Source organism: Cryobacterium lactosi (assembly GCF_004403945.1).
Classification (GTDB): Bacteria; Actinomycetota; Actinomycetes; order Actinomycetales; family Microbacteriaceae; genus Cryobacterium; species Cryobacterium lactosi.
Genome location: NZ_SOHM01000030.1, coordinates 155,829 through 179,726, shown reverse-complemented (window position 1 = coordinate 179,726; position 23,898 = coordinate 155,829). Strand labels below are relative to the sequence as shown.

General features: G+C 67.9%; 22 protein-coding genes and 1 other RNA gene. 11 read left to right on the top strand and 12 right to left on the bottom strand.

The genetic code is table 11. The annotated features are described in order from the left end of the window. Positions 1-39 precede the first annotated feature (39 nt). The 4 genes from E3T61_RS13320 to E3T61_RS13305 are packed head-to-tail and all read left to right on the top strand — an operon-like array spanning position 40 to position 3,912. Entirely contained in the window at positions 40-1,002 is a 963-nt protein-coding gene (locus tag E3T61_RS13320; protein WP_198418691.1) for an ABC transporter substrate-binding protein, read from the top strand. A 2-nt stretch (positions 1,003-1,004) separates the two neighbouring features. Next, positions 1,005-2,036, top strand: coding sequence for an iron chelate uptake ABC transporter family permease subunit (locus E3T61_RS13315; RefSeq protein ID WP_241992561.1), 1,032 nt, complete (start codon positions 1,005-1,007; stop codon positions 2,034-2,036). Next, the gene (locus E3T61_RS13310; protein ID WP_241992560.1) at positions 2,033-3,085 is read left to right on the top strand and encodes a FecCD family ABC transporter permease; all 1,053 of its coding nucleotides are present in this window, start codon (positions 2,033-2,035) and stop codon (positions 3,083-3,085) included. Before E3T61_RS13315 ends, E3T61_RS13310 begins: the two co-directional genes overlap by 4 nt. Beyond that, positions 3,082-3,912: an ABC transporter ATP-binding protein gene (locus E3T61_RS13305; RefSeq protein WP_134641324.1), complete on the top strand. Its 831-nt coding sequence runs from the start codon at positions 3,082-3,084 to the stop codon at positions 3,910-3,912. The genes E3T61_RS13310 and E3T61_RS13305 overlap by 4 nt, the downstream gene beginning before the upstream one ends. Positions 3,913-3,914: 2 nt before the next feature. Here E3T61_RS13305 and E3T61_RS13300 read toward each other — a convergent pair whose 3' ends face one another. After that, complete coding sequence (locus tag E3T61_RS13300) at positions 3,915-5,063, bottom strand: carboxylate-amine ligase (RefSeq protein ID WP_134641323.1); 1,149 nt, start codon at positions 5,061-5,063, stop codon at positions 3,915-3,917. A 150-nt stretch (positions 5,064-5,213) separates the two neighbouring features. Here E3T61_RS13300 and E3T61_RS13295 point away from each other — a divergent pair, with 150 nt between their 5' ends. Continuing rightward, entirely contained in the window at positions 5,214-6,098 is an 885-nt protein-coding gene (locus E3T61_RS13295) for a class II glutamine amidotransferase (protein WP_241992559.1), read from the top strand. Between the two features lie 32 nt (positions 6,099-6,130). On the opposite strand, the gene ssrA is transcribed toward E3T61_RS13295, so the two are convergent. Beyond that, positions 6,131-6,516: a transfer-messenger RNA gene (ssrA, locus tag E3T61_RS13290) on the bottom strand. A gap of 365 nt (positions 6,517-6,881) precedes the next feature. On the opposite strand from ssrA, the gene E3T61_RS22350 reads away from it, so the two are divergent. Then, a complete protein-coding gene (locus E3T61_RS22350) occupies positions 6,882-8,711 on the top strand; it encodes an HNH endonuclease signature motif containing protein (RefSeq protein WP_166793230.1) in 1,830 nt (609 codons plus the stop codon). A 52-nt stretch (positions 8,712-8,763) separates the two neighbouring features. On the opposite strand, the gene smpB is transcribed toward E3T61_RS22350, so the two are convergent. The 4 genes from smpB to prfB all read right to left on the bottom strand — a co-directional run bounded on the left by smpB (position 8,764) and on the right by prfB (position 12,648). Continuing rightward, positions 8,764-9,240, bottom strand: coding sequence for an SsrA-binding protein SmpB (gene smpB, locus E3T61_RS13280; RefSeq protein ID WP_066599783.1), 477 nt, complete (start codon positions 9,238-9,240; stop codon positions 8,764-8,766). 73 nt (positions 9,241-9,313) lie between these two features. After that, a complete protein-coding gene (ftsX, locus tag E3T61_RS13275) occupies positions 9,314-10,228 on the bottom strand; it encodes a permease-like cell division protein FtsX (protein WP_134641321.1) in 915 nt (304 codons plus the stop codon). Then, positions 10,225-11,448 (bottom strand): cell division ATP-binding protein FtsE, encoded by a 1,224-nt coding sequence (ftsE, locus tag E3T61_RS13270; protein ID WP_134641320.1) that lies wholly within the window; start codon positions 11,446-11,448, stop codon positions 10,225-10,227. The genes ftsX and ftsE overlap by 4 nt, the downstream gene beginning before the upstream one ends. A 93-nt stretch (positions 11,449-11,541) precedes the next feature. Then, a complete protein-coding gene (prfB, locus tag E3T61_RS13265; protein ID WP_134641319.1) occupies positions 11,542-12,648 on the bottom strand; it encodes a peptide chain release factor 2 in 1,107 nt (368 codons plus the stop codon). 41 nt (positions 12,649-12,689) lie between these two features. On the opposite strand from prfB, the gene E3T61_RS13260 reads away from it, so the two are divergent. From E3T61_RS13260 to E3T61_RS13250, 3 genes are read left to right on the top strand one after another with little or no spacing between them, the layout of a single operon-like run. Next, complete coding sequence (locus E3T61_RS13260) at positions 12,690-13,964, top strand: MFS transporter (RefSeq protein ID WP_134641318.1); 1,275 nt, start codon at positions 12,690-12,692, stop codon at positions 13,962-13,964. A gap of 7 nt (positions 13,965-13,971) precedes the next feature. Continuing rightward, positions 13,972-14,409, top strand: a complete 438-nt coding sequence (locus E3T61_RS13255) for a nitroreductase family deazaflavin-dependent oxidoreductase (protein WP_134641317.1) — start codon at positions 13,972-13,974, stop codon at positions 14,407-14,409. Continuing rightward, positions 14,409-15,065, top strand: a complete 657-nt coding sequence (locus E3T61_RS13250; protein WP_134641316.1) for a pentapeptide repeat-containing protein — start codon at positions 14,409-14,411, stop codon at positions 15,063-15,065. Before E3T61_RS13255 ends, E3T61_RS13250 begins: the two co-directional genes overlap by 1 nt. Before the next feature lie 39 nt (positions 15,066-15,104). Here E3T61_RS13250 and glpX read toward each other — a convergent pair whose 3' ends face one another. The 5 genes from glpX to E3T61_RS13225 all read right to left on the bottom strand — a co-directional run bounded on the left by glpX (position 15,105) and on the right by E3T61_RS13225 (position 20,991). Next, positions 15,105-16,091: a class II fructose-bisphosphatase gene (gene glpX, locus E3T61_RS13245; protein ID WP_130176120.1), complete on the bottom strand. Its 987-nt coding sequence runs from the start codon at positions 16,089-16,091 to the stop codon at positions 15,105-15,107. Between the two features lie 133 nt (positions 16,092-16,224). Further along, positions 16,225-17,703 (bottom strand): GntP family transporter, encoded by a 1,479-nt coding sequence (locus tag E3T61_RS13240; protein ID WP_134641315.1) that lies wholly within the window; start codon positions 17,701-17,703, stop codon positions 16,225-16,227. 62 nt (positions 17,704-17,765) lie between these two features. After that, positions 17,766-18,698: an NAD(P)-dependent oxidoreductase gene (locus E3T61_RS13235; protein ID WP_134641314.1), complete on the bottom strand. Its 933-nt coding sequence runs from the start codon at positions 18,696-18,698 to the stop codon at positions 17,766-17,768. Next, entirely contained in the window at positions 18,695-20,179 is a 1,485-nt protein-coding gene (locus tag E3T61_RS13230) for a four-carbon acid sugar kinase family protein (RefSeq protein WP_134641313.1), read from the bottom strand. Before E3T61_RS13230 ends, E3T61_RS13235 begins: the two co-directional genes overlap by 4 nt. A 107-nt stretch (positions 20,180-20,286) precedes the next feature. Beyond that, positions 20,287-20,991 (bottom strand): FadR/GntR family transcriptional regulator, encoded by a 705-nt coding sequence (locus E3T61_RS13225; protein ID WP_134641312.1) that lies wholly within the window; start codon positions 20,989-20,991, stop codon positions 20,287-20,289. 174 nt (positions 20,992-21,165) lie between these two features. Between E3T61_RS13225 and fbaA the strand changes: the two genes are divergently transcribed. Further along, positions 21,166-22,191, top strand: a complete 1,026-nt coding sequence (gene fbaA, locus E3T61_RS13220; protein ID WP_134641311.1) for a class II fructose-bisphosphate aldolase — start codon at positions 21,166-21,168, stop codon at positions 22,189-22,191. Positions 22,192-22,206: 15 nt separating this feature from the next. After that, a complete protein-coding gene (locus E3T61_RS13215; RefSeq protein WP_134641310.1) occupies positions 22,207-22,797 on the top strand; it encodes a DUF6264 family protein in 591 nt (196 codons plus the stop codon). Positions 22,798-22,800: 3 nt separating this feature from the next. Here the strand turns inward: E3T61_RS13215 and E3T61_RS13210 are convergent, their stop codons facing one another. Continuing rightward, on the bottom strand, positions 22,801-23,841 hold the full coding sequence (locus tag E3T61_RS13210; RefSeq protein ID WP_130176144.1) for a 4-hydroxy-3-methylbut-2-enyl diphosphate reductase: 1,041 nt from the start codon (positions 23,839-23,841) through the stop codon (positions 22,801-22,803). Between the last annotated feature and the right edge of the window lie 57 nt (positions 23,842-23,898).

Below are 23,898 nucleotides of genomic sequence, written 5' to 3'. Positions count from 1 at the left end.
GATCCTCGTCGCCCTCTCCCCCGTCGAAAGGACTTCCTCGTGCGCCTGCATTCCTCCTCCCCCCGGTCACGAGGCCTCCTCGCCGGGCTCGCGCTGCCCGTCGTCGTGGCGTTCGCCCTGACCGGCTGCACCGCGACGCCGGCGTCCTCCTCCGGCGCATCAGCAGACCCGTCGACAGCGGATGCCGGCACCCACCTCGTCGAGCACGCTCGCGGTGAGACCGCCGTGCCGAACAACGTGCGGCGCGTGGTCGTGCTGGAGCCGGTGCAGCTGGACACCACCGTGGCCCTCGGTGTGATCCCGGTGGGCGCGGCCGTGCTGAACGAGGCGGCGGGGGTGCCGGACTACCTGGGCGATGCCGCGGCGGACATCGCCACAGTCGGCACCGTGCCCGAACCGTCGATCGAGAAAATCGCGGCACTGGAGCCCGACCTCATCCTGGGCACGGAGTCGCGCCACTCCGCGCTCTACGACCAGCTCTCGTCCATCGCACCGACGGTGTTCATGGCCACTCAGACTGACCCCTGGACCGACAATGTGGCCCTGGTGGCGCGCGCTCTCGGCGACGAGGCCGGTGCGGACCAGCTGCTCACCGACTACGACGACCGCTGCGCCCAGATCGCCGAGACCTACGACACGGCCGGCATGACGGCCCAGTTCGTGCGCCCGCGTGACGGCATCCTCACCCTGTACGGACCCACCTCATTCGCCGGCAGCACGCTCGAGTGCACCGGGCTGACCATCCCCGACCGCGACTGGGAGGAGTCCATCTCGGTGGACATCTCCCCCGAGCGGGTGCTCGAGGCCCAGGCCGACCTGGTACTCGTCTCGGCCACCGACGTGACCGATGAGACTCTGGTGCCCGAGTCGATCCGCACCAATGCGGCATCCTTCCCGGGGCTCTCCGTGGTGGACCAGTCCTTCTGGATCACCGGGGTCGGGCCGCTCGGCGGCATGACCGTGCTCGACGACCTCGACCGGATCCTGGCCGGTTCGAAGTAATCGTGGCGGCCTTCCCGGTGCCGGCGGCACGAACCGGCCGGCGCGCCGCCCGAGGGGCCTGGTTCGGCGCCGCGCTGGCCGCTCTGATCACGGCCGTCGCCCTCTCGGTGATCGTCGGCGCCAACCCACTGCACCCGGGCGCGGTGCTGGACACCGTGTTCGGGGGCGGCAGCGCCGAGTCCCGCTTCGTGGTCTGGGAGCAGCGGATCCCGCGCACGGCGGCCGGACTGGCGGTGGGCGCCGCGCTCGGCGTGGCCGGTGCGCTCATGCAGGCCTTCACCCGCAACCCGCTCGCCGACCCCGGCCTCCTGGGCGTCAACGCGGGTGCCGCGTTCGTCGTGGCCGTCGGCATCACCTTCTTCGGAGTGACCAGTCCGCTCGGCTACGTCTGGCTCGCCTGCGCCGGGGCGCTCCTTCTCACCGTCGCGGTCTACGCCATCGGTTCGGCCGGCGGCCGGGCGGCCGGTCCGGTGCGGCTGACCGTCACCGGGGTGGCGATCGGCGCCGTCTTCGCCGGACTCACCACCGGGCTCACCCTCACCCACCCCGACGCCTTCGACAGGATGCGCGGCTGGAGCGCCGGCAGCCTGCTCGAACGCGGCGTCGACGTGGTGCTGCCGGTGCTGCCGCTGGTGCTGGTGGGCCTGGCTCTGGCACTGTGGGCGGCGCCCGGCCTCAATTCGATAGCCCTCGGCGCGGACGTGGCCCGCTCGCAGGGGGTCAGTGTGCGGCGCATCCAGCTGGTGACCCTCGCGGCCGTGACGCTCCTGGCGGGCAGCGCCACAGCGGTGGCCGGGCCTCTCGTGTTCGTCGGCCTGGTCGTTCCCCACGTGGTGCGGTGGACGCTCGGCACCGACCAGCGGCGAATCGTGCTCGGCTCGATGGTACTGGGGGCGGTACTGGTGCTCGCCGCCGACGTGCTGGGCCGGATCGCCGTGCTGCCGAGCGAGATGCCTGTCGGTGTCGTGACGGCCTTCGTGGGCGCCCCGGTGCTGATCATCCTGGTGCGCCGCCGATCGGCGACGGCGCTGTGAGTACCGCCGCCCTCGATGTCGGACGACGGCGGATCGTGGTGGGCATCCGCGGCCTCACCGTGGTCGTCGGGCTCCGCAGCGCCCTTGTCGGGTCGGTGATGCTCCTGGTCACGGTGCTCCTGGCTCTTCTCGCCCTTGCCCTCGGCGACTTCCCGCTGACGCCGGCCGAGGTCGTCGGCGTCGTCACCGGCCGGGTCGACGGGTTGCCGCGCATCGTGGTGCTGGAGTGGCGGCTGCCGCGCGCAGTGGCGGCCGTGCTCTTCGGCGCTGCCCTGGCCGTGGCCGGCGCCATCTTCCAGACGATCACCCGCAACCCGCTGGCCAGTCCGGACATCATCGGCCTGGCGAACGGCTCCTTCACCGGCATGCTCATCGCCCTCCTGGTCCTCGGTGGCAGCTGGCCGCTCCTGACCGCCGGGTCCCTGATCGGCGGCCTCGCGGCGGCGGTCCTGATCTACCTGCTCGCCTACCGGGGCGGTCTGCACGGGTTCCGCTTCATCGTGGTGGGCATCGCCATCTCGGCCATGCTGGCCTCGGTCAACACCTGGATGCTGCTGCGAGCGGAACTGGAAACCGCCCTCTTCGCCTCGGCCTGGGGCGCCGGCACCCTGAACAGCGTCACCGCCGCAACGGCGGTTCCCGCGGGACTCTGCATTCTGCTGCTGCTGGCCCTGGTGCCCCTGGTCACCCCCGCCGTGCGGCAGCTCGACCTGGGCGACGACGCCGCATCCGCCACCGGGGTGGCCGTCGGGCGGACCAGGCTCGCCGCGGTCGCCCTCGCCGTGTGCCTGGTGAGCGTGGTGACCGCCGTGGCCGGCCCGATCGCGTTCGTGGCGCTGGCGGCACCCCAGATCACCCGCCGTCTCACCGGAACGCCGGGCATCCCCTTCGTCACCACCGGGATCGTCGGCGGAGCGCTGCTTCTGGGCTCGGACCTGATCGCCCAGCATGTCATTCCCCTGACCGTGCCCGTCGGGGTGGTGACCGTGGTCCTCGGCGGCAGCTACCTGGTCTGGCTGCTCATCCACGAATCCAGGAGGAGAGCATGAGCTCACCGACACGCCCACCCAATTCGCCCCTGCAGGCAGCCGGCCTCGGCGTGCGGTACGACCGCCGCAGCGTCATCGACGATCTCGACCTCGCCGTGCCGCCCGGGTCGTTCACCGTGATCATCGGACCGAACGCCTGCGGCAAGTCCACCCTGCTGCGTGCCCTGGCCGGGCTGCTGCCTGCAGCGTCGGGCACCGTGCTGCTCGACGGCCGGGACATCGCCTCGTACCCGGCCAAGGACACCGCCCGCCGTCTCGGACTGCTGCCGCAGAGCGCGGTCTCACCGGAGGGCATCACCGTGGCCGAGCTGGTCGCTCGCGGCCGGTACGCCCACCAGCGGCTGCTGCGCCAGTGGTCCGTCGCCGATGAGGCGGCCGTGACGGATGCGCTTCGCCTCACCGACGTCGCCGACCTGGCGACCCGGCGGGTGGACGAGCTCTCCGGCGGGCAGCGGCAGCGCGTGTGGATCGCCATGGTGCTGGCCCAGCAGACGCCGCTGATCCTGCTGGACGAGCCCACCACCTACCTCGACATCGCCCACCAGATCGAGGTGCTCAACCTGCTGCACGACCTCAACGGCCAGGGGCGCACCGTTGTGGCCGTGCTGCACGACCTCAACCATGCCGCGCGGTACGCATCCAACATCATCGCGATGCAGGACGGCCGGATCGTGGCCGAGGGGCCGCCCGCCACGACGATCACTGCCGAGCTGGTCGCGGAGGTGTTCGGCTTGGCCAACGTTGTCATCAGCGACCCGCTCACCGGCACCCCGCTCGTGGTTCCCGCCGACACCCGGCGGCCGCATCCGGTCGCCGCCGGGAACTGACGTCAGCCCAGGATCGCTTCCGCTGCCGCCGTCACCCGCTCGCTGGTCTGGCGCGGGCTCATCGACGCCGTCAGCACCCGGCCCAGCTCGGGCGGCCCGCCGCGTTGGAATGCGGCGCGCTGCCGCGCGGCGCCGGTGCCGTCGACCCGCAACCGCGCCACCGCCTCCCTCGCCAACGCCGCGTCGCCCAGTTCTTCGAGCGCGGGCTCGAGCATCCGCACGAATCGATCGAGGCACTCAGCCGCCGGGGCCAGTCCGCCGACCAACGGGTCGAAGACCTGCTGTCGCATTCCGTGATGGGCCGAATGCAGCAGAGCGGCGGAGAGGAGTTCGGACGGCATCTGCGCGGACGCTCGTGCTGCGGCGTACCGCGCGGACGGCACGGCCAGGGAGTGCGCCACGAAGGCACGGCACAAGGCGGCGATGAACAGCGTGGTCTCGGCGTCCAGCTGTGCGTCGGCCACCCGGAACTCGATGGTGGGCAGGTGCTCCGAGAGGCGCACGTCCCACATGATCACGCCGAGGTCGACAGTGCCGCCGATGCCCAGCAGCCTCACGATCCGCCGGTCGTAGTCCGCGGCGTCGATGAAGGAGGGCGGGCAGCCCGAGGTCGTCCACCGGCGCAGCAACACCGTGCGCCAGCTGTCGTGCCCGGTGTCCTGCCCGCGCCACATCGGCGAGTTCGACGAGATGGCCGTGAAGAGCGGCAGCCAGGGCCGCACCGCGTTCAAGACGATCACGCCGGCCTCCCGGCTCGGGATACCCACGTGCACGTGCAGGCCGCTCACCTGGTGGTCGGCGATGACGGCGTCCATACTGCGCACGATGCGTTGGTAGCGCTCCGTGTCGGTGATCGACGGGAAGGGCGTCGTGTCGGGCGGAGTGCCGACGCTCGCCACGATGACACCGAGGTCGGCCGCCTGATCGGTGACCACACGGCGAAAGCCGGTCACGGCCGTGCGTGCCACGTCCATCCTGTCGAAAACCGCCGAGGCATGTTCGATCTGCGAGGCCAGGAACTCCCTGTGTGTGACCTCGCGCCAGGCGGGCAGCACCGAGAGACGTGCGAAGACCTCATCGCCCACATCCACGGGGAACAGGGTGTCAGGAGTGAGGAATTGGAACTCCTCTTCGATGCCGAACGTCGCCACGTTGACCTCTTCCGTTCACGTCGGAACACGACAGTGTGAACCGCCTGCGACGAGTGTGGCCTCACCCCGGATGGTGGTCAAGGGTCCGTCCCGAGGGAGCACCGGGTTGGACCGGGGCATCCGTGCCCACCCGTCGCGGACGGGTGCACAATGGTCGCGTGCGCGCCGCCGCGGTCGTGCCGGATGGGAGATGGACGGATGTGTAGATGGCTGGCGTATATCGGGGAACCGCTTCGTCCCGCCACGATCGTGCTCGACGCGAAGCACTCGATCGTCGCGCAATCGCTGAACTCCCCGCTCGGGGCCGAAACCGTGAACGGCGATGGCTTCGGGTTCGGCTGGTATCCCACCCACGCACCGCAGGGCACCGAGCCGGCGCTCTTCCACAGCATCGAACCGGCCTGGAACGACGCGAATCTGAGCGAACTCACCCGGGCCATCACCAGCCCGCTCTTCTTCACCCACGTTCGCGCGGCAACCGCACCGCCGATCCAGCAGACGAACTGCCATCCGTTCCGCTACAAGAACTGGATGTTCATGCACAACGGCGCCATCGCGGGGTGGCGGGAGCTCAGGCGCGACCTGACGTTGGCCATCGACCCGTCGCTGTACCCGAACGTGCTCGGCACAACGGACTCCGAGGTGCTCTTTCATCTTGCGTTGACCTACGGTCTCCGCGACGACCCGATCGACGCCATCGGGCGCGCCATCCGCACCGTCGAGTCTGTCGGCCACGACCATGGCGTGCAATTCCCCTGGCAGGGAACCGTTGCCGTTTCCGATGGCGCCACCTTGTGGGCCTTCCGCTATTCGACCCAGGGACGCACACGGTCGCTGTTCCATTCGGCGGACATCCGCACGCTACGCCAGATGTACCCGGACCAGGAGCGTCTCGCGGCGTTCGGCGATCATGCGAAGGTCGTCGTCTCGGAACCGCTCAACGATCTACCGGGAGCCTTCGTGGAGGTGCCGGAATCATCCGCACTCATCCTCGATATGGAGGGATACCGTCATCAGGCCTTTCTGGCCGACTGACGGTTTCTCAACAGCGTGTGGCAACAACCCAATGGTGGAGATGCGGGGAATTGAACCCCGGTCCATTGCTGTGGTCATGTTTCTTCTACGGGTGTATCCAGTGAAGACGTTCTACTCGGCTCCGGAACTTGCCACTGTCAGCTGATCCGACGAGCCCAGCCCTCGTTTAAGTCCCCCTATACCCCGAGGCTCAGGATAGGAGCAATCTCTCTAAATGACGTCAGGGTCCGGGTAGAGAGCATTCCCGGTCTGACGGTCTCAATGTGGTTCTACTTAGGCCGCGAGGGCGAAAGCGGAACGCGAGACAGTGCGGTTTGAATTGGCACTTATTGTTTTGCAGAGATCGTTAACGAGTTAACCCTGCATCCTCGACCCGCTTCTCACAGTTACGCAGGCAATGTCGAAACCGATCATCCCCATGTTCGTGCCGCCGACTCGAATGAGCGAAGCGGTACGCGGTTGTTGTCACACGCTGTTGAGTTACCAATCTTGTTTCCAAGACCGCAGTGGCGAACATTGCAGCTCACCACTACGGCCTTTCAGGATACAACACTTTCGCCCCGCCAAGGTAGCGCCCCCTAATCCGACCCCGGCAACTCCCCACCCCGCTGGTCGAGCCTGTCGAGACCCCGCACCTGATCCCGACAACGCCCCCATCCCGCTGGTCGAGCCTGTCGAGACCCCGCAAGCCGCTCTTCCTGCGTAGAAGAAACTTGTGAATCTCATTAGATTGAAACATGAGCAATGCTCGCATTTAAGTACGATTCGTGGGATAATGGCGGTATGGATGACGAGCTGGTCAGCCCCACCGCACCGACGGGAACTCCTCCCGCCAGCGCGAATCCCTGTGACTGGAACACTGCGTTGGCGTCTCCGGTGCCGGAGCCGTCCGGCCCGGACGCTGGCAGCCTAGGCGGGCCCACCGACACGACGGCCCCCGGCGAGTCCTTCCCCGGTCGGCCGGGTCGGGCTTCGACTGACGGGCGGCCGGCGTGGCGGGATCCGGCCCATCTGCCCGGGGTGCAGCGTGCGCGCACCGGGGTGTTCGGTGAGAAGTTGCAGGCCCTGGAGGATGCGGCTCGCACGGTGCGGGCGGTGATGGACTCGCTGGACGTGAATGCTCTGAGTGACGCCGAGGTGGTGGCGTTGACGCAGATGGTGGAGCGCACTGGCCGGCCGGTGGATGCAGCCCGGGTCAGCACCGCGACGGTGGTGGGCTACCGGTCCCGGTCCGGGTTGGGCCGGGACTCGATGGCCTGGCGGTTGGGCGCGACGCACTCGAATGATTTGTTGATCCGGTTGACGGGCGCATCGGTGCCGGAGATGAAACGCCGGGTGCTCTTGGGTGAGAAGGTGGCTCCGCGGGTGTTGGGCGGGGCGGTGTTGGAGCCGGTGTTCCCGTTCGTGGCCGCGGCACTGGCCGCGGGCGAGTTGGGCATCGACGCGGCCGAGAATATCGTCACGGGCCTGTCCGACTACAAGGTGCACGGCCGCTTCGACGCGGACCAGGCCGACGTGGATGCCGGGGAAGCCGGTTTGGTCGAAAGCGCGACCGGGTCGGTCTTCGGCCGCACCGCCGGCCCCGCGGACACCACTACCGACACCGGCACCGACCGCGACACCAACACCGACGCCGACACTGGCACGGACCGCGGCTCGAACGCCGGCGGAGTTTGTTCAGGTCCGGTCGCCCGTCTGGGTGACTCGGCCGGGTTCACCTTCCCCGCCGACCGGATCCGGGACATGACCCTGACCTGGCAGGCCGCGCTGAACCCCGACGGCGCCGCACCCACCGAAGCTGTCCTCGAGGCCAAATCCACCCTCTCTTTCGGCAGGCTGACCCGAGGGTTGCACCCGCTGCGCGGCGGCGTCACCCCGGAGCTCAAAGGCATCATCCACACCCTCTTCGACAGTTTCCAATCCGCCCGCACCGCACCCGCGTTCCCCTCCGCCGAAGAGCAGCAGCGCATCGAGGCCGGCGAACTCGTGCCCGGCGAGATCCTGGACGAACGCACCGGCGGCGAAAAACGCGCCGACATCCTCCGCGGCATCCTCGTCCAAGTCGCCCAAGACCCCCGCACCCCCACCATGGGCGGCATGCCACCGACCGTGATGGTGCACGTGAGCGCGACAGACCTCCTCGCCGGCATCGGCGTGGGCTGGATCGACGGCATCGACGGGCCCATCTCGATGACAACCATCAACCAAATGATCGACAACGGCGGCTTCCGACCGATCTTCTTCGGCGGCACCGGCGCCGTCCTGGCCCTGGGCAACAAAGCCCGCTGCTTCACCCCCATGCAACGCAAAGCCATCACCGCCCGAGACGGCGGCTGCATCATCCCCGGCTGCACCTGCCCACCCCAATGGACCGAAGTCCACCACGTCATCCCCTGGCAACACGGCGGACCCACCAACGTCACCAACGGAGTGCTCCTCTGCTGGCGCCACCACCACGGCATCACCAACACCGACGGCTGGAAAATCCGCATGGTCCTCGGCATGCCCGAAGTCAAAGCCCCACACTGGATCGACCCCACCGACACCTGGCGCAAACCACCCCAACACCGCGCCCACAACCCCACAACCCGACAACCACCCCACACCGAATGAGTCAGGCCCGGCCGGGTTGGCTGGCTGGCTGGCTGGCTGGGTATCCGGCTGGCTAGTCGCCGAGGTTACGGCGGGCGGAGATGGCTCGGTCGGACTCGCGCTTGTCCTGGCGTTCACGCAGGGTCTGGCGCTTGTCGAATTCCTTCTTGCCCTTGGCCACCGCGATCTCGACCTTGGCCTTGCCGTCGCTGAAATAGATCTTCAGCGGGATGAGGGTGTAACCACCCTCCTTGGTCTTATGGCTGATCTTGATGATCTCCTGCTTGTGCAGCAGCAGCTTGCGCTTGCGACGCGGCGGGTGGTTCGTCCAGGTGCCGGCGGTGTACTCCGGAATGTGCACGGCATCCAGCCACGCCTCACCGGACTCGATGAACGCATAACCGTCGACGAGCGACGCCCGCCCGGCCCGCAACGACTTCACCTCGGTGCCACTGAGCACCATTCCGGCCTCGTACGTATCCTCGATGAGGTAGTCGTGGCGCGCCTTGCGATTGGTCGCGACGACCTTCTCGCCTTTTTCCCTGGGCACGGCATTCTCCTCGATCGGTTCGGGTAAATCGGCCTGGCATCCGCCGGGCAGCCCATCAGTCTAGTGGATCTGATCAGACCTTCAGATAGCGGGTGATCGCGAAGTTCGCCGACGCCGCGGCCAGCGCCGCCCCGAGGACCAACAGGATCGGCACCACGGTGAACGCATCATCGAGGCCGACCAGGGCGAATCCGGTCAGGCTGGCGCCCAGATAGCCCTGCACGAAGTAGTGCACGATCGCCACGATCGCACCACCGGCCAGCAGCGATCCCAGCAGTGCCGCGAAGACACCCTCGAGGATGAACGGCGTTTGGATGAACCGGTTCGACGCACCCACCAACCGCATAATGCCGAGCTCCTTGCGCCTGGAGAAGGCCGACAGCCGGATGGTCGTCGCGATCAGCAGAGCCGCCGCCACGAGCATCAGCGACGCGATCCCGATGGCCGTGTAACTGGCCACGTTCAGCACCGAGAAGATCTGATCGAGGTACTTGCGTTGGTCGGCCACGTTCTCGACACCGGCGACGCCGGAGAGGCTCTCCACCAGCACATCGGAGTCCGCGGGGTTGTTCAGGTTCACCCAGAAGGTCTGGTTGAGCTGATCGGCCGTCACGTAGTCGGCCACGGGGTTGCCCGCGAACTGCGTCTTGAAGTTCTCGAACGCCTGCTCGTGGGTCTCGAAGTAGTACTTGTCGATGAAGGTCGCCAGCGTCGGGGACTGCAGCTGCGCCTCCACCGAGTCGATCTGCTCCTGGCTGGCCTCGCCGGCCGTGCAGGTCTCCCCCGGCGAGATGGCGGTGCACATGTAAATGCCCACCTGTGCGCGGTCGTACCAGAAGTTCTTCATCTGGCCGATCTGCATCTGCATGAGGATCGCCGCTCCCACGAAGGTCAGCGAGATGAACGTCACCAGTACGACCGAAACGACCATCGAGGCGTTGCGGCGCAGGCCGTTGGATGCTTCGGAAAGCACAAGTCCGAGTCTCATCGGGTGGGTCCTACGTTCTGCTCACTGGTCGGGTCGGGCTTTTCGCCCGGAGCGCGCAGGCCGAGCTTCTCGGCCAGGGTGAGCTGTTCTGGTTCATCGTGCTGGGTGACCGGAAGGACCGGCCTGGACATTGTCGAGGTCGGCGGTTCAACCGGCGGCTCGGCATCCGGTCGCGGGGTGACCGCAGCGGGCGCGTCGGCACGCGGCGCACTCGGGGCACTCGGCGCCGGCGGAGCAGGCGCAAAGGCCGGCACGGTCTCTGCGACGGCAGGCCGGGGCTCGGTCGCCGGCACAGTCGGTGCGACGGTCTCGGCGACGGTCTCGGCAGGAACCGTCGGCGGAGCGGTGCTCACCGCAACGGCGGCGGCCTCGACCTCGGCCGATGCCACCTCCTGGGGCAGAACCTCGGGAGCGGGGTGGGTGAACGGCTCGGCCGGGGTCTGATCGGTGATCGGCCCGGTGGTCGCTGCCGTTGTCGGCATCCGCGACGACCGGGACGCGGCCCGTTCGCCCGGCGCAAGCACCATCGGGATGGCCGCGGTGGCGTAGCCGCCCTGACGCTCGTCACGCACGATCTGGCCCGCGGAGAGTTCGATCACGCGGCGCTTCATCTTGTCCACGATGCCCGCCTCGTGCGTGGCCATGATCACCGTGGTACCGCCGGCGTTGATCCGGGCCAGCAGCGACATGATCTCGGCACTGGTGGTCGGGTCGAGGTTACCGGTCGGCTCGTCGGCCAGAACGATCTGCGGCTTGTTCACGATCGCACGGGCGATCGCCACACGCTGCTGCTCACCACCGGAGAGTTCGTGAGGCAGCCGCTGCCCCTTCTCGGCCAGTCCCACCATGTGCAGGGTGTCGGGCACGGCCTCCTGGATGTACCCGCGAGACTTGCCGATCACCTGCAGGCTGAACGCGACGTTGTCGTAGACGGTCTTGTTCGGCAGCAGGCGGAAGTCCTGGAAGACCACCCCGAGGTTGCGGCGGAAGTACGGCACCTTGCGGTTGGAGATGGAGCGCAGGTCCTGGCCGAGCACGTGAATGCTTCCGCTGGACGGCTTCTCCTCCTTCAACATCAGGCGAAGGCAGCTGGACTTACCCGAGCCCGAAGCCCCGACCAGGAAGACAAATTCGCCGCGAAGAATCTCGACGTCGATTGAGTTCAGGGCCGGTCGGTTCGTACCGGGATATTTCTTGGTGATGTGATCAAATCGGATCATGGCGTTTCGAGCCTAGGCAGCCATCCGCGTTTTACCTACTTGCGACATACCTCAACCAGCAAGTCCAAAGGTTCGCGGGCGCCGTGCGATGCCTTAATCGGTCGGGGTTTTACGCCACCGGATGCCCGCGGCGATGAATCCGTCCAGGTCGCCGTCGAACACATTGGACGGGTTGTTGACCTCGTACTCCGTGCGCAGGTCCTTGACCATCTGGTACGGCGCGAGCACGTAGCTGCGCATCTGGTCACCCCAGCTGGCGGTGATGATGCCGGCGAATTCCTTCTTGGTGGCCGCTTCCTGCTCACGCTGCAGCAGCAACAGCCGGGAGGCCAGCACCCGCATGGCCGCTGCACGGTTCTGGATCTGGCTCTTCTCGTTCTGGCAGCTCACCACCAGGCCGGTGGGCAGGTGGGTGATGCGCACGGCGGAGTCGGTGGTGTTGACCGACTGGCCGCCGGGGCCGCTGGAGCGGAACACGTCGACCCGGATGTCGTTGTCGGGGATCTCCACGGCCTCGGCCTGCTCGATCAGCGGCACCACCTCGACGGCGGCGAACGAGGTCTGCCGCTTGCCCGCGGAGTTGAACGGGCTCATCCGCACCAGCCGGTGGGTGCCGGCCTCGACGCTCAGGGTGCCGAAGGCGTACGGCGCGTTCACCTCGAAGGTGGCGGACTTGATGCCGGCTTCTTCGGCGTAGCTCACGTCGAGCACATTGGTGGTGTAGTCGTGCTGCTCGGCCCAGCGCAGGTACATCCGGAGCAGCATCTCGGCGAAGTCGGCGGCATCCACCCCGCCGGCGCCGGCACGGATGGTGATCACGGCCGGGTTCGGGTCGAACTCGCCGTTGAGCAGGGTGTGCACCTCGAGGTCGCCGAGCACCTTCTGCACGCTCTTCAACTCGGCCGTGGCCTCATCGGCCGACTCCTGGTCGCCCTCGGCGTTGGCCAGCTCCACGAGCACCTCGAGGTCGTCCAGGCGCGACTCGATACTCTCGATGCGCTTGAGCTCGCTCTGGCGGTGACTGAGGTCGCTGGTCACCTTCTGGGCATGCTCGGAGTCGTTCCACAGGTCGGGGGCACCCGCCTGGTCGTTCAACTCGGCGATGTCAAGTTTCAGACGGTCGATGTCGATCACCGACCGGATGTCGTCAAACGTGGCCCGCAGCGCGGCGATCTGCTCAGAGAAATCCAGCTCAATCATTGTGGAATCCAGCCTACCGGGCGAGAGGTAGCATCGAACGGATGAGTACCGACCGCCCCTTCAGCCTCCGGGGAGTGGCTCTCGCGGCGTTCTTGCCCACCATGCTCTTCTCGATCGGCGAGGGCGCGATGATCCCGCTGATCCCGCTGGTGGCCGACAGCCTCGGTGCATCCCTGGCCTTCGCCGGATTCATCGCGGCCATGGTGATGGTCGGCGAACTGGCCGGGGACATTCCCAGCGGCGCCGTGGTCTCGCGCTTCGGCGAGCGGAGCTCGATGATCGGCGCATCGCTGCTGGCGATCCTCGCCGTGCTGGTCTGCATAATTGCGCCCAACCCCATCGTGCTGGCCGTCGGCATCTTCCTCATCGGCCTGGCCACTGCGGTGTTCGCGCTCGCCCGGCACGCCTTCATGACCAGTTACGTACCCGTGGCCTACCGGGCCAGGGCCCTCTCCACCCTCGGCGGCGTCTTCCGGGCCGGCTGGTTCGTCGGCCCGTTCATCGCGGCCGGCGTCATCCAGCTCACCGGCAGCACCACCGCGGTCTTCTGGGTGTTCATAGTCTGCTGCCTGGCGGCTGCCGTGGTGCTGCTACTCCTGCCGGACCCCTCGAGCACCTTCGCCAGCGCCGCACCCGGAGCGCCCGCCGGCACCACCGTGCGCACGGCAGGCGAGGACGAGGCCGCGGCGGAGACCACCGGCCTGTTCGCCACCATCTGGCGCTACCGCGGCGTGCTGCTGCGGCTGGGCAGCGGCGCGGGCCTCGTCGGCGCGATGCGTGCCACCCGCACGGTGATGCTGCCGCTCTGGGCGGTCAGCATCGGCATCAACGAGCCGGACACGGCCCTGATCATCGGCATCGCCGGCGGCATCGACTTCGCCCTGTTCTACGCCAGCGGCCAGATCATGGACCGGTTCGGCCGGATGTGGACCGCGATCCCCTCGATGATCGGGCTCGGCATCGGTATGCTCGCCCTTTCATTCACCCACGACCTGCCCGACAACGTGCAGTGGTTCATCGCCGTGGCCATGTTCCTGTCGCTGGCCAACGGCATCGGCAGTGGCCTGCTGATGACTCTGGGCGCCGACCTGGCGCCGCCCACCGGCCCCGCACCGTTCCTGGGCGCCTGGCGATTCACCGCCGATTTCGGGAGCGCCGCCGCTCCCCTGGCCGTCGCCGGCATCACCGCGGTGTTGTCGTTGTCGGTGGCCAGTGGTGTCATGGGAGTGGTGGGACTCCTGGGCGCCGGCGTGCTCTGGCGCTACATCCCGCGGTACGCGCCGCGCCACCCCCGTTTTCCCCTGAGAGAGAAGTAGGTCGACCATGCCCCTGCACGGAGAATACGAGCCCAGCCCCGAGAAGTGGGTACGTGATCAGGTCGACCTCTACGAAAGCTCTGGCGGCACCGCGGGCACCACGATGCGCGGGATGCCCGTGATCGTGCTGTCCACCCTCGGCGCCAAGTCCGGCAAGATCCGCAAGGCCCCGCTGATGCGGGTCGAGCACGACGGCCGGTACGCCGCGGTCGCGTCTCTCGGGGGCAGCCCGAAGAACCCGGACTGGTACGCCAACGTTGTCGCGCATCCGCTCGTCGAGGTGCAGGACGGCCCGCTCAGGCAGGACATGACAGCCCGGGAGATCACCGGCGACGAGAAGGCACTCTGGTGGGAACGTGCCGTGGCGGCGTACCCGGACTACGCCGACTACCAGACCAAGACCGACCGGGTCATCCCGGTGTTCCTGCTCGAGCCGCTCTCCTGATGGCCCGCGCGAAGAAGCGCGGTCCGCAGCTCGACCGGATCGTCCTCGACAACCTGCTCGACAACGACGGCGCCCTGGTGGGCCGCGGCGACGACAGGGAAGCCGAGCGGTTCAGCCGGGTGGACTTCTCCGGCCGGGACCTCACCAGCACGAGCTTCACGGAGTGCGAGCTGCACGCCGTGGACCTGAACACCACGGTGCTGCGCGGCAGCTCCTGGTCGGAGTGCATCGCCACCGAACTGCACGCCGCGGTGTTCAGCGCGCCCCGGTCGTCCTGGCGCGACGTGCGCATCGAGCATTCCCGGCTCGGCTCGGTGGAGATGTACGACGCGAACCTGCGCAGCGTGCAGATCGACGGCTCGAAGCTGGACTTCGTGAACCTGCGCAACGCCACACTCACCGACGTCCTGATCAGCAACTGCATCATCGACGAGCTCGACCTGTCGAGCGCGGTCGTGCAGCGGCTGGAACTGCGTGACTGCCGCATCGGCACGCTCGACGTGGCGGGAGCCCGGCTCACCGACGTCGACCTGCGCTCGAGTGACTTCTCGGCGATCCACAGCTTCGAGGGGCTCAAGGGCGCCACCATCGACGACGCCCAGCTGTCGATGCTGGCGCCGCTGCTGGCCGCGCACCTCGGCATCCTGGTCGAATAGGTCGCCAGGGCCGAGGGCGCGCTGCCGGCTCAGCTCAGGCTAGAGCCACTTCTCGGCGAGGTGCTCGGCCACGACCCGACGGATGGTGCCGCTCTTGCCGCGCAGCACGATGGACTCGGTGCGGATCTTCGGGCCCATCTTGCGCACTCCGCCGACCAGCTGGCCGTCGGTGACTCCCGTGGCCACGAAGTAGGTGTTGTCGCTGGTGACGAGGTCGTCCACGCCCAGGATCCGCTCGAGGTCATGGCCGGCGTCGATGGCCTTCTGGGCCTCGTCGTCGTCCTTGGGGTGCAGCCTGGCCTGGATGAACCCGCCGAGCGCCTTGAGGGCGCACGCAGTGATGATGCCCTCAGGGGTGCCACCGATGCCCACGCACATGTCGATGCGGGTCTCGCTCAGGGCCGCGTTGATACCGCCGGCCACGTCGCCGTCGAGCATCAGTCGGGTGCCGGCTCCGGCCGCGCGCACCTCGTCGATCAGTCCCGCGTGGCGCGGACGGTCGAGGATGGCGATGGTCATGTCGGCCACGTCCTTGCCCTTGGCCTTGGCGAGGGCGCGGATGTTCTCGCCGATCGGCTGGCGCAGGTCCACAACACCGTGGCCCTCCCAGCCGGTGACGATCTTGTCCATGTAGAACACGGCGCTGGGGTCGTACATGCTGCCGCGGTCGGCGACGGCGATCATGCTCAGCGCGTTCTGGCGGCCGTTGGCCGTGAGCGAGGTGCCGTCGATCGGGTCGACCGCGATATCGCAAGACGGCCCGCGGCCGCTGCCGACGTGCTCGCCGTTGTAGAGCATGGGCGCGTCGTCCTTTTCGCCCTCGCCGATGACGACAACGCCGTCGAAATCAACAGTGCCCAGGAACTTGCGCATAGCGTCGACGGCCGCACCGTCGGCGGCGTTCTTGTCGCCCCGGCCGATGAACGGCACCGCACGGATGGCGGCGGCCTCGGTGGCCCGCACCAACTCCATGCCGAGGTTGCGGTCGGGGTGCAGGTAGAGCGAAGCGTGTTCGGTATTCACCATGTGTGGTTGTCCTTCGAGGTCGTATGTGGGTTGCTGAGGGACGTTCCGGATAACTTCGCCGGTACGTCCCCCAGCTTACCCAGCGGTCCGGTGACGACTCAGGCGCTGACTGAGCCGCCGGCCACCGGCCGGTTCAGGCGCCCGCCGCCCCCACCACCAGCCACAGAAGAGCCACGATCAGGAACCCGGCGACCCCGAGGACCGTGGTCAGCACGGTCCAGGTGCGCAGACCGTCCGCGACGCTGAGACCGAGGTACCGGGTGACCACCCAGAAACCCGAATCGTTGACGTGGGAGAGACCCAGCGCCCCGAAAGCGACGGAGAGGGTGATCAGGGCCACCTGGATCACCGAATAGTCCGACGCGGCCACGTTCTCCGCGATCAGACCGGCCGTCGACAGGATCGCGACGGTGGCGGAGCCCTGCGAAACGCGGAGCACCAGGGAGATCAGGAAGGCGAGAACCAGGATCGGCAGGCCGGTGGCAGTGAGGGCGTCGGACAGCGCGGTGCCGATGCCGCTCTCGGTGAGGACCTTGGCGAACGCCCCACCGGCGCCGGTGACGAGGATCACGATCGCGGCAGGCGGCAGAGCGGCTTCGAGGACATCACCGGTGTGCGCCAGGGACCAGCCACGGCGCACAGTAAGGAGGTAGAAGGCGAGCAGGAGCGCAACCAGGAGGGCGAAGATCGGGGCGCCGATGAACGCGAACAACGGGCGGAGCGGGTCACCGAGCGGCAACAGTGTCGCGGCGAGGGTCCCCGACATGATCAGGGCCAGCGGAACCAGGATCAAGGTGAGGATGGTGCCCGCCGTCGGTGGGGCCTCGGTCTTGGTCAGGGTACCCGTGCGGGTCGATCCGGCCGGAGAGCCTCCGCCGGTGGACGCATCCGCACCGCCGGTGCTGCCGGTGCTGTCGGTGCCGAACTGGGCGAACTGCACGGCCGTGGCCGGCAGCATCGTGAACTCGCGCCGGTTGAGCAGCTTGGAGACGAAATGAGCCAGGAAGCCCAGCGGCACGGCGACGGCGAGGCCGATGATGGTGACCCAGCCCAGGTCGGTGCCGAGCAACGCCGACCCTCCGACGATGCCGGGGTGCGGGGGCACGGCCACATGCACCGCGAGCATGATGCCGGCCACGGGCAGGCCGAACTTGACCGGGTTCACCCCGGCGATCTTGCAGAAGCCGTAGATGATCGGCACCAGGATGATGAACCCCACGTCGAAGAAGACCGGGATCGCCAGCACCAACGCCGCAGCGGTGAGAGCGGCGGAGACCCGCTTGGGCCCGAGCAGCGTGGTGAACTTGCCGGCGAGACTCGCCGCGCCACCGGAGACCTCGATCAGCCGGCCGAGCATGGCGCCGAGGGCCACGAGGATGGCGACGGTTCCCAGGGTTCCGCCCATTCCGGCGACGATGGTTTGGATGACGCCGAGCCGCTCCGGGGCGTCTTCGGTTGCCGGGATGGTGGTCAGCGGGATGCCGGCAGCGAGCGCGACGAGCAGGCTGACCAGGAGCAGGGCGACGAACGCCTGAACCTTGAACCGGATGATGAGCACGAGCAGCAGGGCGATGCCCCCTGCGGCGATGCCCAAGAGGATGGCGGTATTCATCGGGGTGTCTCCTTTGACGGTGTGCAGTGACTAGTAGAAGTGAGAAAAGGTCAAACAGAAAATCAGGCGGTGGCCTGTGGGGCGACGACCTTGATGACGGCGGAGTCGTCCGCCGCCGCGAGTCCGGCGGCCTGACCGAGCAGGTAGACCTGCTCAGCGGCCGAGGCCACCGGTGTGGCCAGGCCGAGACCACGGGCCGCCTTGGTGACGATGCCCATGTCCTTGACGAAGATGTCGAGCCGGCTGAGCACCTCGGCGCCGTCCTCGGTGTAGGCCTCGAGCATCCGGGGGCCGCGGTTGGCCAGCATGAAGGAGCCGGCCGCGCCGCTGGACAGGGTGGCGAGGGTGCTCTCGACGTTCAACCCCAGCGCGCCGGCCAGGGCGAGAGCTTCGGCAGCCACAGCGATGTGCACACCGCAGAGCAGCTGGTTGACGGTCTTGAATGCTTGGCCGTCGCCAGGCTTGTCGCCGATGACACTCAGGGTGGAGGCGAGCAGGTCCAGCACCGGCTGGGCCTTGGTGCGGGCAGTGGGATCGGCACCAACCACGATCAGGAGGTCGCCCTGGCCTGCGCGGACCGGGCCGCCGCTCAAGGGCGCGTCCACGAGTTGCACGCCGTGCCCGGCGAGCCTGTGGGCGACCGCGGTGACGTCGTCGATCCCGACGGTGCTGGTCATGATCACGACGGAGCCGGGGCTGAGCACGTCGGAGATCCCGTTCTCCCCAAAGAGGACGTCGCGCAGCTGGTCGCCGTTACGCACGGCCAGCAGCACGGCGTCAGCGCCGGCTGCGGCGCCCTGCGCGGAGTCGAAGACCTCGATGCCGGCGTCGGCGGCGAGGTCCAGACGGGCCTGACTGATGTCGAAGCCGTGAACGGAGAGCGCGCTGGCGAGGCGGGTCGCCATGGGCAGGCCCATCGCGCCGAGGCCGAGAACGGCGACGGTGTAGTCATGGCCGGATGGGTGATTCTGGCCGGAGGCCTGGGTCTGGTTCATGCGGGGACTCCTGTGGGGATAGTGGTGAATGAGGTGAGGGTGTGGGCGCTCAGCGTCTCGACGACGCGAGCCAAGGAGGTGTCGTCGCCGACGTTGCCCGCGAAGACGATGTACGGGATGCCGGCGGCCGGTCCGTCGGTCGGCTCCCAGAGCGAAACGATGCCGGGCAGCATCGGGCCACGCACGATCGCGTGGCGGATGCCGAGCCCGAAGGCGGCGACATCGCTGGAGGTGATGCCTCCCTTGGCAATGACGAAGCGGGGCGGCGAGGCGGCGAGGGTGCGCTGCACGACGGTGACGACGGCCGCGGACACGTCCCGGGAGATCTGCAGGCTGGCCTCTGGGTCGTCGGTCTTCACGAGCACCCGGCTGGTGTGCACGATCACGTCGGTGTGCCGCAGGTTCGACACGATCTCGGCGACCAGCCCGCCCAGATAGTCCCCGGTACCGACGGGGTCAGTTTCGGTCTGCCGGGCGCCCACCACTCGGGCCACGTCGATCTCGACGGTCGCGGCGAGCGGGCGCGCGGTGCGCAGCGCCGCGAGCTGTCGGGTGGTGACTCCCACGTGCGAGCCCACCACGATCAGGCCGCCGCCAGGATGGGACTCGGTGCCGGGGAAGATCTCCGCGCTGGTCAGCGGCTCGCGCTTCTCCTGGCCGATCCGTGCCCGCACGAACGGCGGACCGACCCTGTACAGCAGGGCCTTGCCGCGCCGCTCCGCCTCGTCCAGGCCGAGGGCGAGCAGTCGGAGGTCATCCTCGGACACGGCGTCGGCCACAATCGGGGTCGAGCCTGACACCGCATCGAGGGCGTCGGCGACGGCGGCAGCGCCCGCCCTGATGATGCCCAGGTGGAGCACGACGACGTCGTCGGCCGTGACACGGCCCAGTGTCTTCTCTTCGACGTAGCCGGGAAGGTCGGAATGGGTGTAGCCGAATGTCGAGTCCTGGGCGAACTCCGTCTCGGCGACCGGGGTGAGGCCGTCCGCCCCACGCATGTAGTGCACTCCCCCGATGGTGACCCGTCCCGCGTCGGGGAAGGCCGGCACGATGACGACGCCGTCGATGAGCTCTCCGGTGAGTTCCTCGAGCGTCTGGGCGATGACATCGGTTTCGAGGGGGTAGTGGCCGCGCAGAGTGGAGTCGCCCCGGCTGACGAATCCCAGCGCCAGGCCGTGCCGGGCGGAGGCTGCGACGGCGCTCCGCACGATCTCCCGATTGCGCTCCGCCGCATCGGCCGGGCTGAGGCTGCGAGTGTTGGTCAGCACGTAGATCGCCGCGGACCCCCTGGCGAACGCCCAGTCGAAGTCGGCCTCCGACCAGCTCGTGAGCACGGGCAGGTCGGCGACCGATTGGGTGCCGGTGGGGTCGTCGTCCAGGACCACCAGGATGCGACCGGATTCGGTGACACAGCGGGCAACGTCGGCGGCCGGGACCGAAACTGGGGCGGGAAAGGGGGCGAGGGCAAGACGCTCATCCATGTGGCGTTACTCCTTTGTAAACGCTGTCTGTTGTCAGCTGTCAGACAGGTTACGGGAGTGGGACGAGTTGAACAAGTGATTCAGCGGAACTACTTTTTTCGCACGATCTACCCCGCGGCGTGCACGTATGTGCGGATGTCCGCCAGGGTCTGGTCCATGTGACTGTCCATGGCTCGCCGGGATGCCTCGGCGCCCCCCTGGCTGAGCGCGGCGAGGATCTCCGTGTGTTCCGCGATGGCGTGCTCCTGGATGGCCACCACCCTGGACGTCTCGGTGCGACGGTCGGCCATCACCCTGGTCAGCGGCTCGAAGAGCACCCCAAGGAAGACGTTGCCGGAGGCGCGAAGGATGACGTCGTGGAACGCCAGGTCTGCCCTGACGAAAGCGGCCACGTCGTTGACCGCGTGAGCTGCGCGCATCGCCTGGAGGAACCCCTCCAGGGCCGCCAGATCGGCGTCGGTGCGGCGAGTGGCGGCCAGGAACGCAGCACCGGTCTCGAACATCCGGCGCACCTCGATGAGCTGCTCCGCCACGTCGAGGGCGCTCGCCCCCGCTCCGGCCACTCGCAGCACGGCGTCCAGTGACGTCCACTGCGCGACCGGATTCACAAAGCTGCCCTTGCCTGACTCCACCCGCACGACTCCCTGCGCCTGCAGGGTCTTCATGGCCTCGCGCACGGTCATCCGGCTCACGTCGTGTTCGTCGCCGATCTCGGCCTCGCTCGGCAGTCCCTCGTCGATGCCGATGGAACCTCGCACAATACGGTCGAGCAGGTCATCGGCAACAACGGCGACGAGTGATTTGCGGGCCACGATTCCTCCAACAGGGGTCAGACATCCGATTTCGGACAGCTGACACCATTCTGCCCGGCTTCCACGCTCGGTCCCGAAAGGCCACGGGACCTACTACCCGCTCCCCGCCATGCCGGGCCGAGTCCGCCATCGCTACACTTGATTGACAACCCCGCTCGATTTCGAGGAGAAGCAATGCCCATCGCAACCCCAGACCAATACGCCGAAATGCTGAACAAGGCCAAGTCGAAGGGGTTCGCGTACCCCGCATTCAACGTCTCCTCCTCGCAGTCCATCAACGCCGTTCTCCAGGGCCTGACCGAAGCCGGCTCCGACGGCATCATCCAGGTGACCACCGGAGGCGCAGACTACTTCGCCGGCCACACCGTCAAGAACCGTGCCGCCGGCGCCCTCGCGTTCGCCAAGTTCGCGCACGCCGTTGCTGACAACTACCCCGTCACGGTGGCCCTGCACACCGACCACTGCCCCAAGGGCGCACTGGACGACTTCGTCCTGCCGCTGATCTCGGCCTCCGAGACCGCAGTCGCCGATGGCTTCAACCCGATCTTCCAGTCGCACATGTGGGACGGCTCCGCCATCGCGCTCGACGAGAACCTCGAGATCGCGAAGACCATCATCAGCCGCACCAAGGCGATCAACGCCATCCTCGAGGTCGAGATCGGCGCCGTCGGCGGCGAAGAAGACGGCGTTGAGGGCGACATCAACGACAACCTGTACACGACCTTCGACGACACCGTCAAGATGATCGAGGCCCTCGGCCTCGGCGAACAGGGCCGTTACATGGCCGCGCTGACCTTCGGCAACGTGCACGGCGTGTACAAGCCCGGCAACGTCAAGCTGCGCCCGGAGCTCCTCAAGGAGATCCAGGAGAGCGTCGCCGCCAAGTACGGCACCAGCGCCCTGCCGCTCGACCTCGTCTTCCACGGCGGCTCCGGCTCGACCGATGCCGAGATCGCTGAAGCCGTTGCCAACGGCGTCGTGAAGATGAACGTCGACACCGACACCCAGTACGCGTTCACGCGCGCCATCGCCGACTACATGCTGAAGAACTACGACGGCGTGCTCAAGGTCGACGGTGAAGTGGGCAACAAGAAGCTGTACGACCCGCGCGCCTGGGGCAAGGTCGCCGAGACCGCCATGGCCGCCCGCGTCGCCCAGGCCACCCGCCAGCTCGGCTCCGCCGGACACTCCAACAGCTAGATCAGAAACAACCGGATGACGATGGCAGAGAACGCTCCAGACCAGACGCCGGCGACCCCGCCGGTGGACTACCGCCCCCAGCCCCGCTACGGCGAGCTGGCCCCGGAGGGCTGGACCTGGACCCCGCCGCAGGACGAACACGCGCCTGCGGACTCTGCCGTCGTCACCCCGGAACCGGTCCAGGCCCCCGTGCCCCCTGGCCGGTTCGGGCCGGGTGCAGCACCAGGGTCGGTACCGGGGTCGGCACCGACCTGGGACCGTCCCGTCACCCTCAGCCTGCTCATCCTGGGGGTGCTCGGCGCGTTCTTCACCATCTCGATCCTCGGCTCGATGCCGGAGGCCCTGCAGATGCTCTACACGCAGGCGAGCCTCGGCGACTACACCGCCGCCGACTCGGTCGGCTCGATCATCACCGCCGGCAGCATCGCCCTCGGCGTGCTCTGGCTGGCCACCGCCACGGTCTCCGTAATGCTGGTGCTCCGCGGCCGCCGAGCGTTCTACGTTCCGATCGTCGGCGGCGTCGTCGCCTTCGTGCTGCTGGTCGCGGTCACGGCCGTCGTGCTCGCCGGCGACCCGGCGCTGCTCGACTACTTCAGCCGGCCGTAACCTCTACTCGGGCTGGCTGACCCGGCCACCGAGCGCACGCGCGTCGGTCTTGCCCTGCAGGTCCTTACGCAGTTCCTTGGGCAGCGAGAAGAGCAGATCTTCCTCTGCGGTCTTGACCTGCTCCACGTCGCCGTACCCGGCATCGGCCAGGTCGCGCAGCAGTTCCTCCACGAGCTCCTCCGGCACGGAGGCCCCGCTCGTGACGCCGACGGTGTTCACTCCGTCGAGCCATTCCTGCTTCACTTCGTTGGCGTAGTCCACCCGGTAGGCGGCCTTGGCGCCGTATTCCAGCGCCACCTCGACCAGTCGCACCGAGTTGGACGAGTTGGCCGATCCGACCACGATGACCAGGTCGGAGTCGCGGGCGACCTTCTTGATGGCCACCTGACGGTTCTGGGTGGCGTAGCAGATGTCGTCGCTGGGCGGGTCCTGCAGGTTGGGGAACCGGGCCCGCAGGCGCCGGACGGTCTCCATGGTCTCGTCGACGCTGAGCGTGGTCTGCGACAACCAGACCACCTTGTTCGGGTCGCGCACGGTGATGGTGTCGGCTTCATCGGGGCTGCCGACCAGTGTCGTGTGCTCCGGCGCTTCGCCGGCGGTGCCCTCGACCTCTTCATGGCCCTCGTGGCCGATCAGCAAGATCTCGAAATCGTCCCTGGCGAAGCGCACGGCCTCGCGGTGCACCTTGGTGACCAGCGGACAGGTCGCGTCGATGGCCGACAGGCCGCGCTCGGCGGCGGCGTTGACCACGGCCGGCGACACGCCGTGGGCGCTGAAGACGATATGCGAACCGGTGGGAACCTCATCCACTTCTTCGACGAAGATGGCACCCTTCTTCTCGAGTTCGCTGACCACGTGGGTGTTGTGCACAATCTGCTTGCGCACGTACACGGGGGCGCCGTAGAGCTCGAGTGCTTTCTCGACGGCGATGACGGCGCGGTCCACGCCGGCGCAGTAGCCGCGTGGGGCCGCAAGCAGCACCTTTTTCGGCCCTTCCACCGGGGTATCCTTGAGCCTGTTGGCCAGGCTCGGAATTCTGGGCATGCCAAGGCCGATCACGGGCGCATTAGTACTGGTACTCACCTGAACAGTCTATGCGGG

Excerpts from the sequence above, each read along its gene's own strand:
- prfB (WP_134641319.1), bottom strand. The coding sequence starts at position 12,648 with ATGATTGAGCTGGATTTCTCTGAGCAGATCGCCGCGCTGCGGGCCACG.
- E3T61_RS13250 (WP_134641316.1), top strand. The coding sequence starts at position 14,409 with ATGGCCCGCGCGAAGAAGCGCGGTCCGCAGCTCGACCGGATCGTCCTC.
- E3T61_RS13235 (WP_134641314.1), bottom strand. The coding sequence starts at position 18,698 with ATGAACCAGACCCAGGCCTCCGGCCAGAATCACCCATCCGGCCATGAC.
- ftsE (WP_134641320.1), bottom strand. The coding sequence starts at position 11,448 with ATGATCCGATTTGATCACATCACCAAGAAATATCCCGGTACGAACCGA.
- E3T61_RS13255 (WP_134641317.1), top strand. The coding sequence starts at position 13,972 with ATGCCCCTGCACGGAGAATACGAGCCCAGCCCCGAGAAGTGGGTACGT.
- E3T61_RS13230 (WP_134641313.1), bottom strand. The coding sequence starts at position 20,179 with ATGGATGAGCGTCTTGCCCTCGCCCCCTTTCCCGCCCCAGTTTCGGTC.
- E3T61_RS13305 (WP_134641324.1), top strand. The coding sequence starts at position 3,082 with ATGAGCTCACCGACACGCCCACCCAATTCGCCCCTGCAGGCAGCCGGC.
- fbaA (WP_134641311.1), top strand. The coding sequence starts at position 21,166 with ATGCCCATCGCAACCCCAGACCAATACGCCGAAATGCTGAACAAGGCC.
- E3T61_RS13240 (WP_134641315.1), bottom strand. The coding sequence starts at position 17,703 with ATGAATACCGCCATCCTCTTGGGCATCGCCGCAGGGGGCATCGCCCTG.
- E3T61_RS13295 (WP_241992559.1), top strand. The coding sequence starts at position 5,214 with ATGGTCGCGTGCGCGCCGCCGCGGTCGTGCCGGATGGGAGATGGACGG.
- glpX (WP_130176120.1), bottom strand. The coding sequence starts at position 16,091 with ATGGTGAATACCGAACACGCTTCGCTCTACCTGCACCCCGACCGCAAC.
- E3T61_RS22350 (WP_166793230.1), top strand. The coding sequence starts at position 6,882 with ATGGATGACGAGCTGGTCAGCCCCACCGCACCGACGGGAACTCCTCCC.
- ftsX (WP_134641321.1), bottom strand. The coding sequence starts at position 10,228 with ATGAGACTCGGACTTGTGCTTTCCGAAGCATCCAACGGCCTGCGCCGC.
- E3T61_RS13260 (WP_134641318.1), top strand. The coding sequence starts at position 12,690 with ATGAGTACCGACCGCCCCTTCAGCCTCCGGGGAGTGGCTCTCGCGGCG.
- E3T61_RS13215 (WP_134641310.1), top strand. The coding sequence starts at position 22,207 with ATGACGATGGCAGAGAACGCTCCAGACCAGACGCCGGCGACCCCGCCG.
- E3T61_RS13210 (WP_130176144.1), bottom strand. The coding sequence starts at position 23,841 with ATGCCCAGAATTCCGAGCCTGGCCAACAGGCTCAAGGATACCCCGGTG.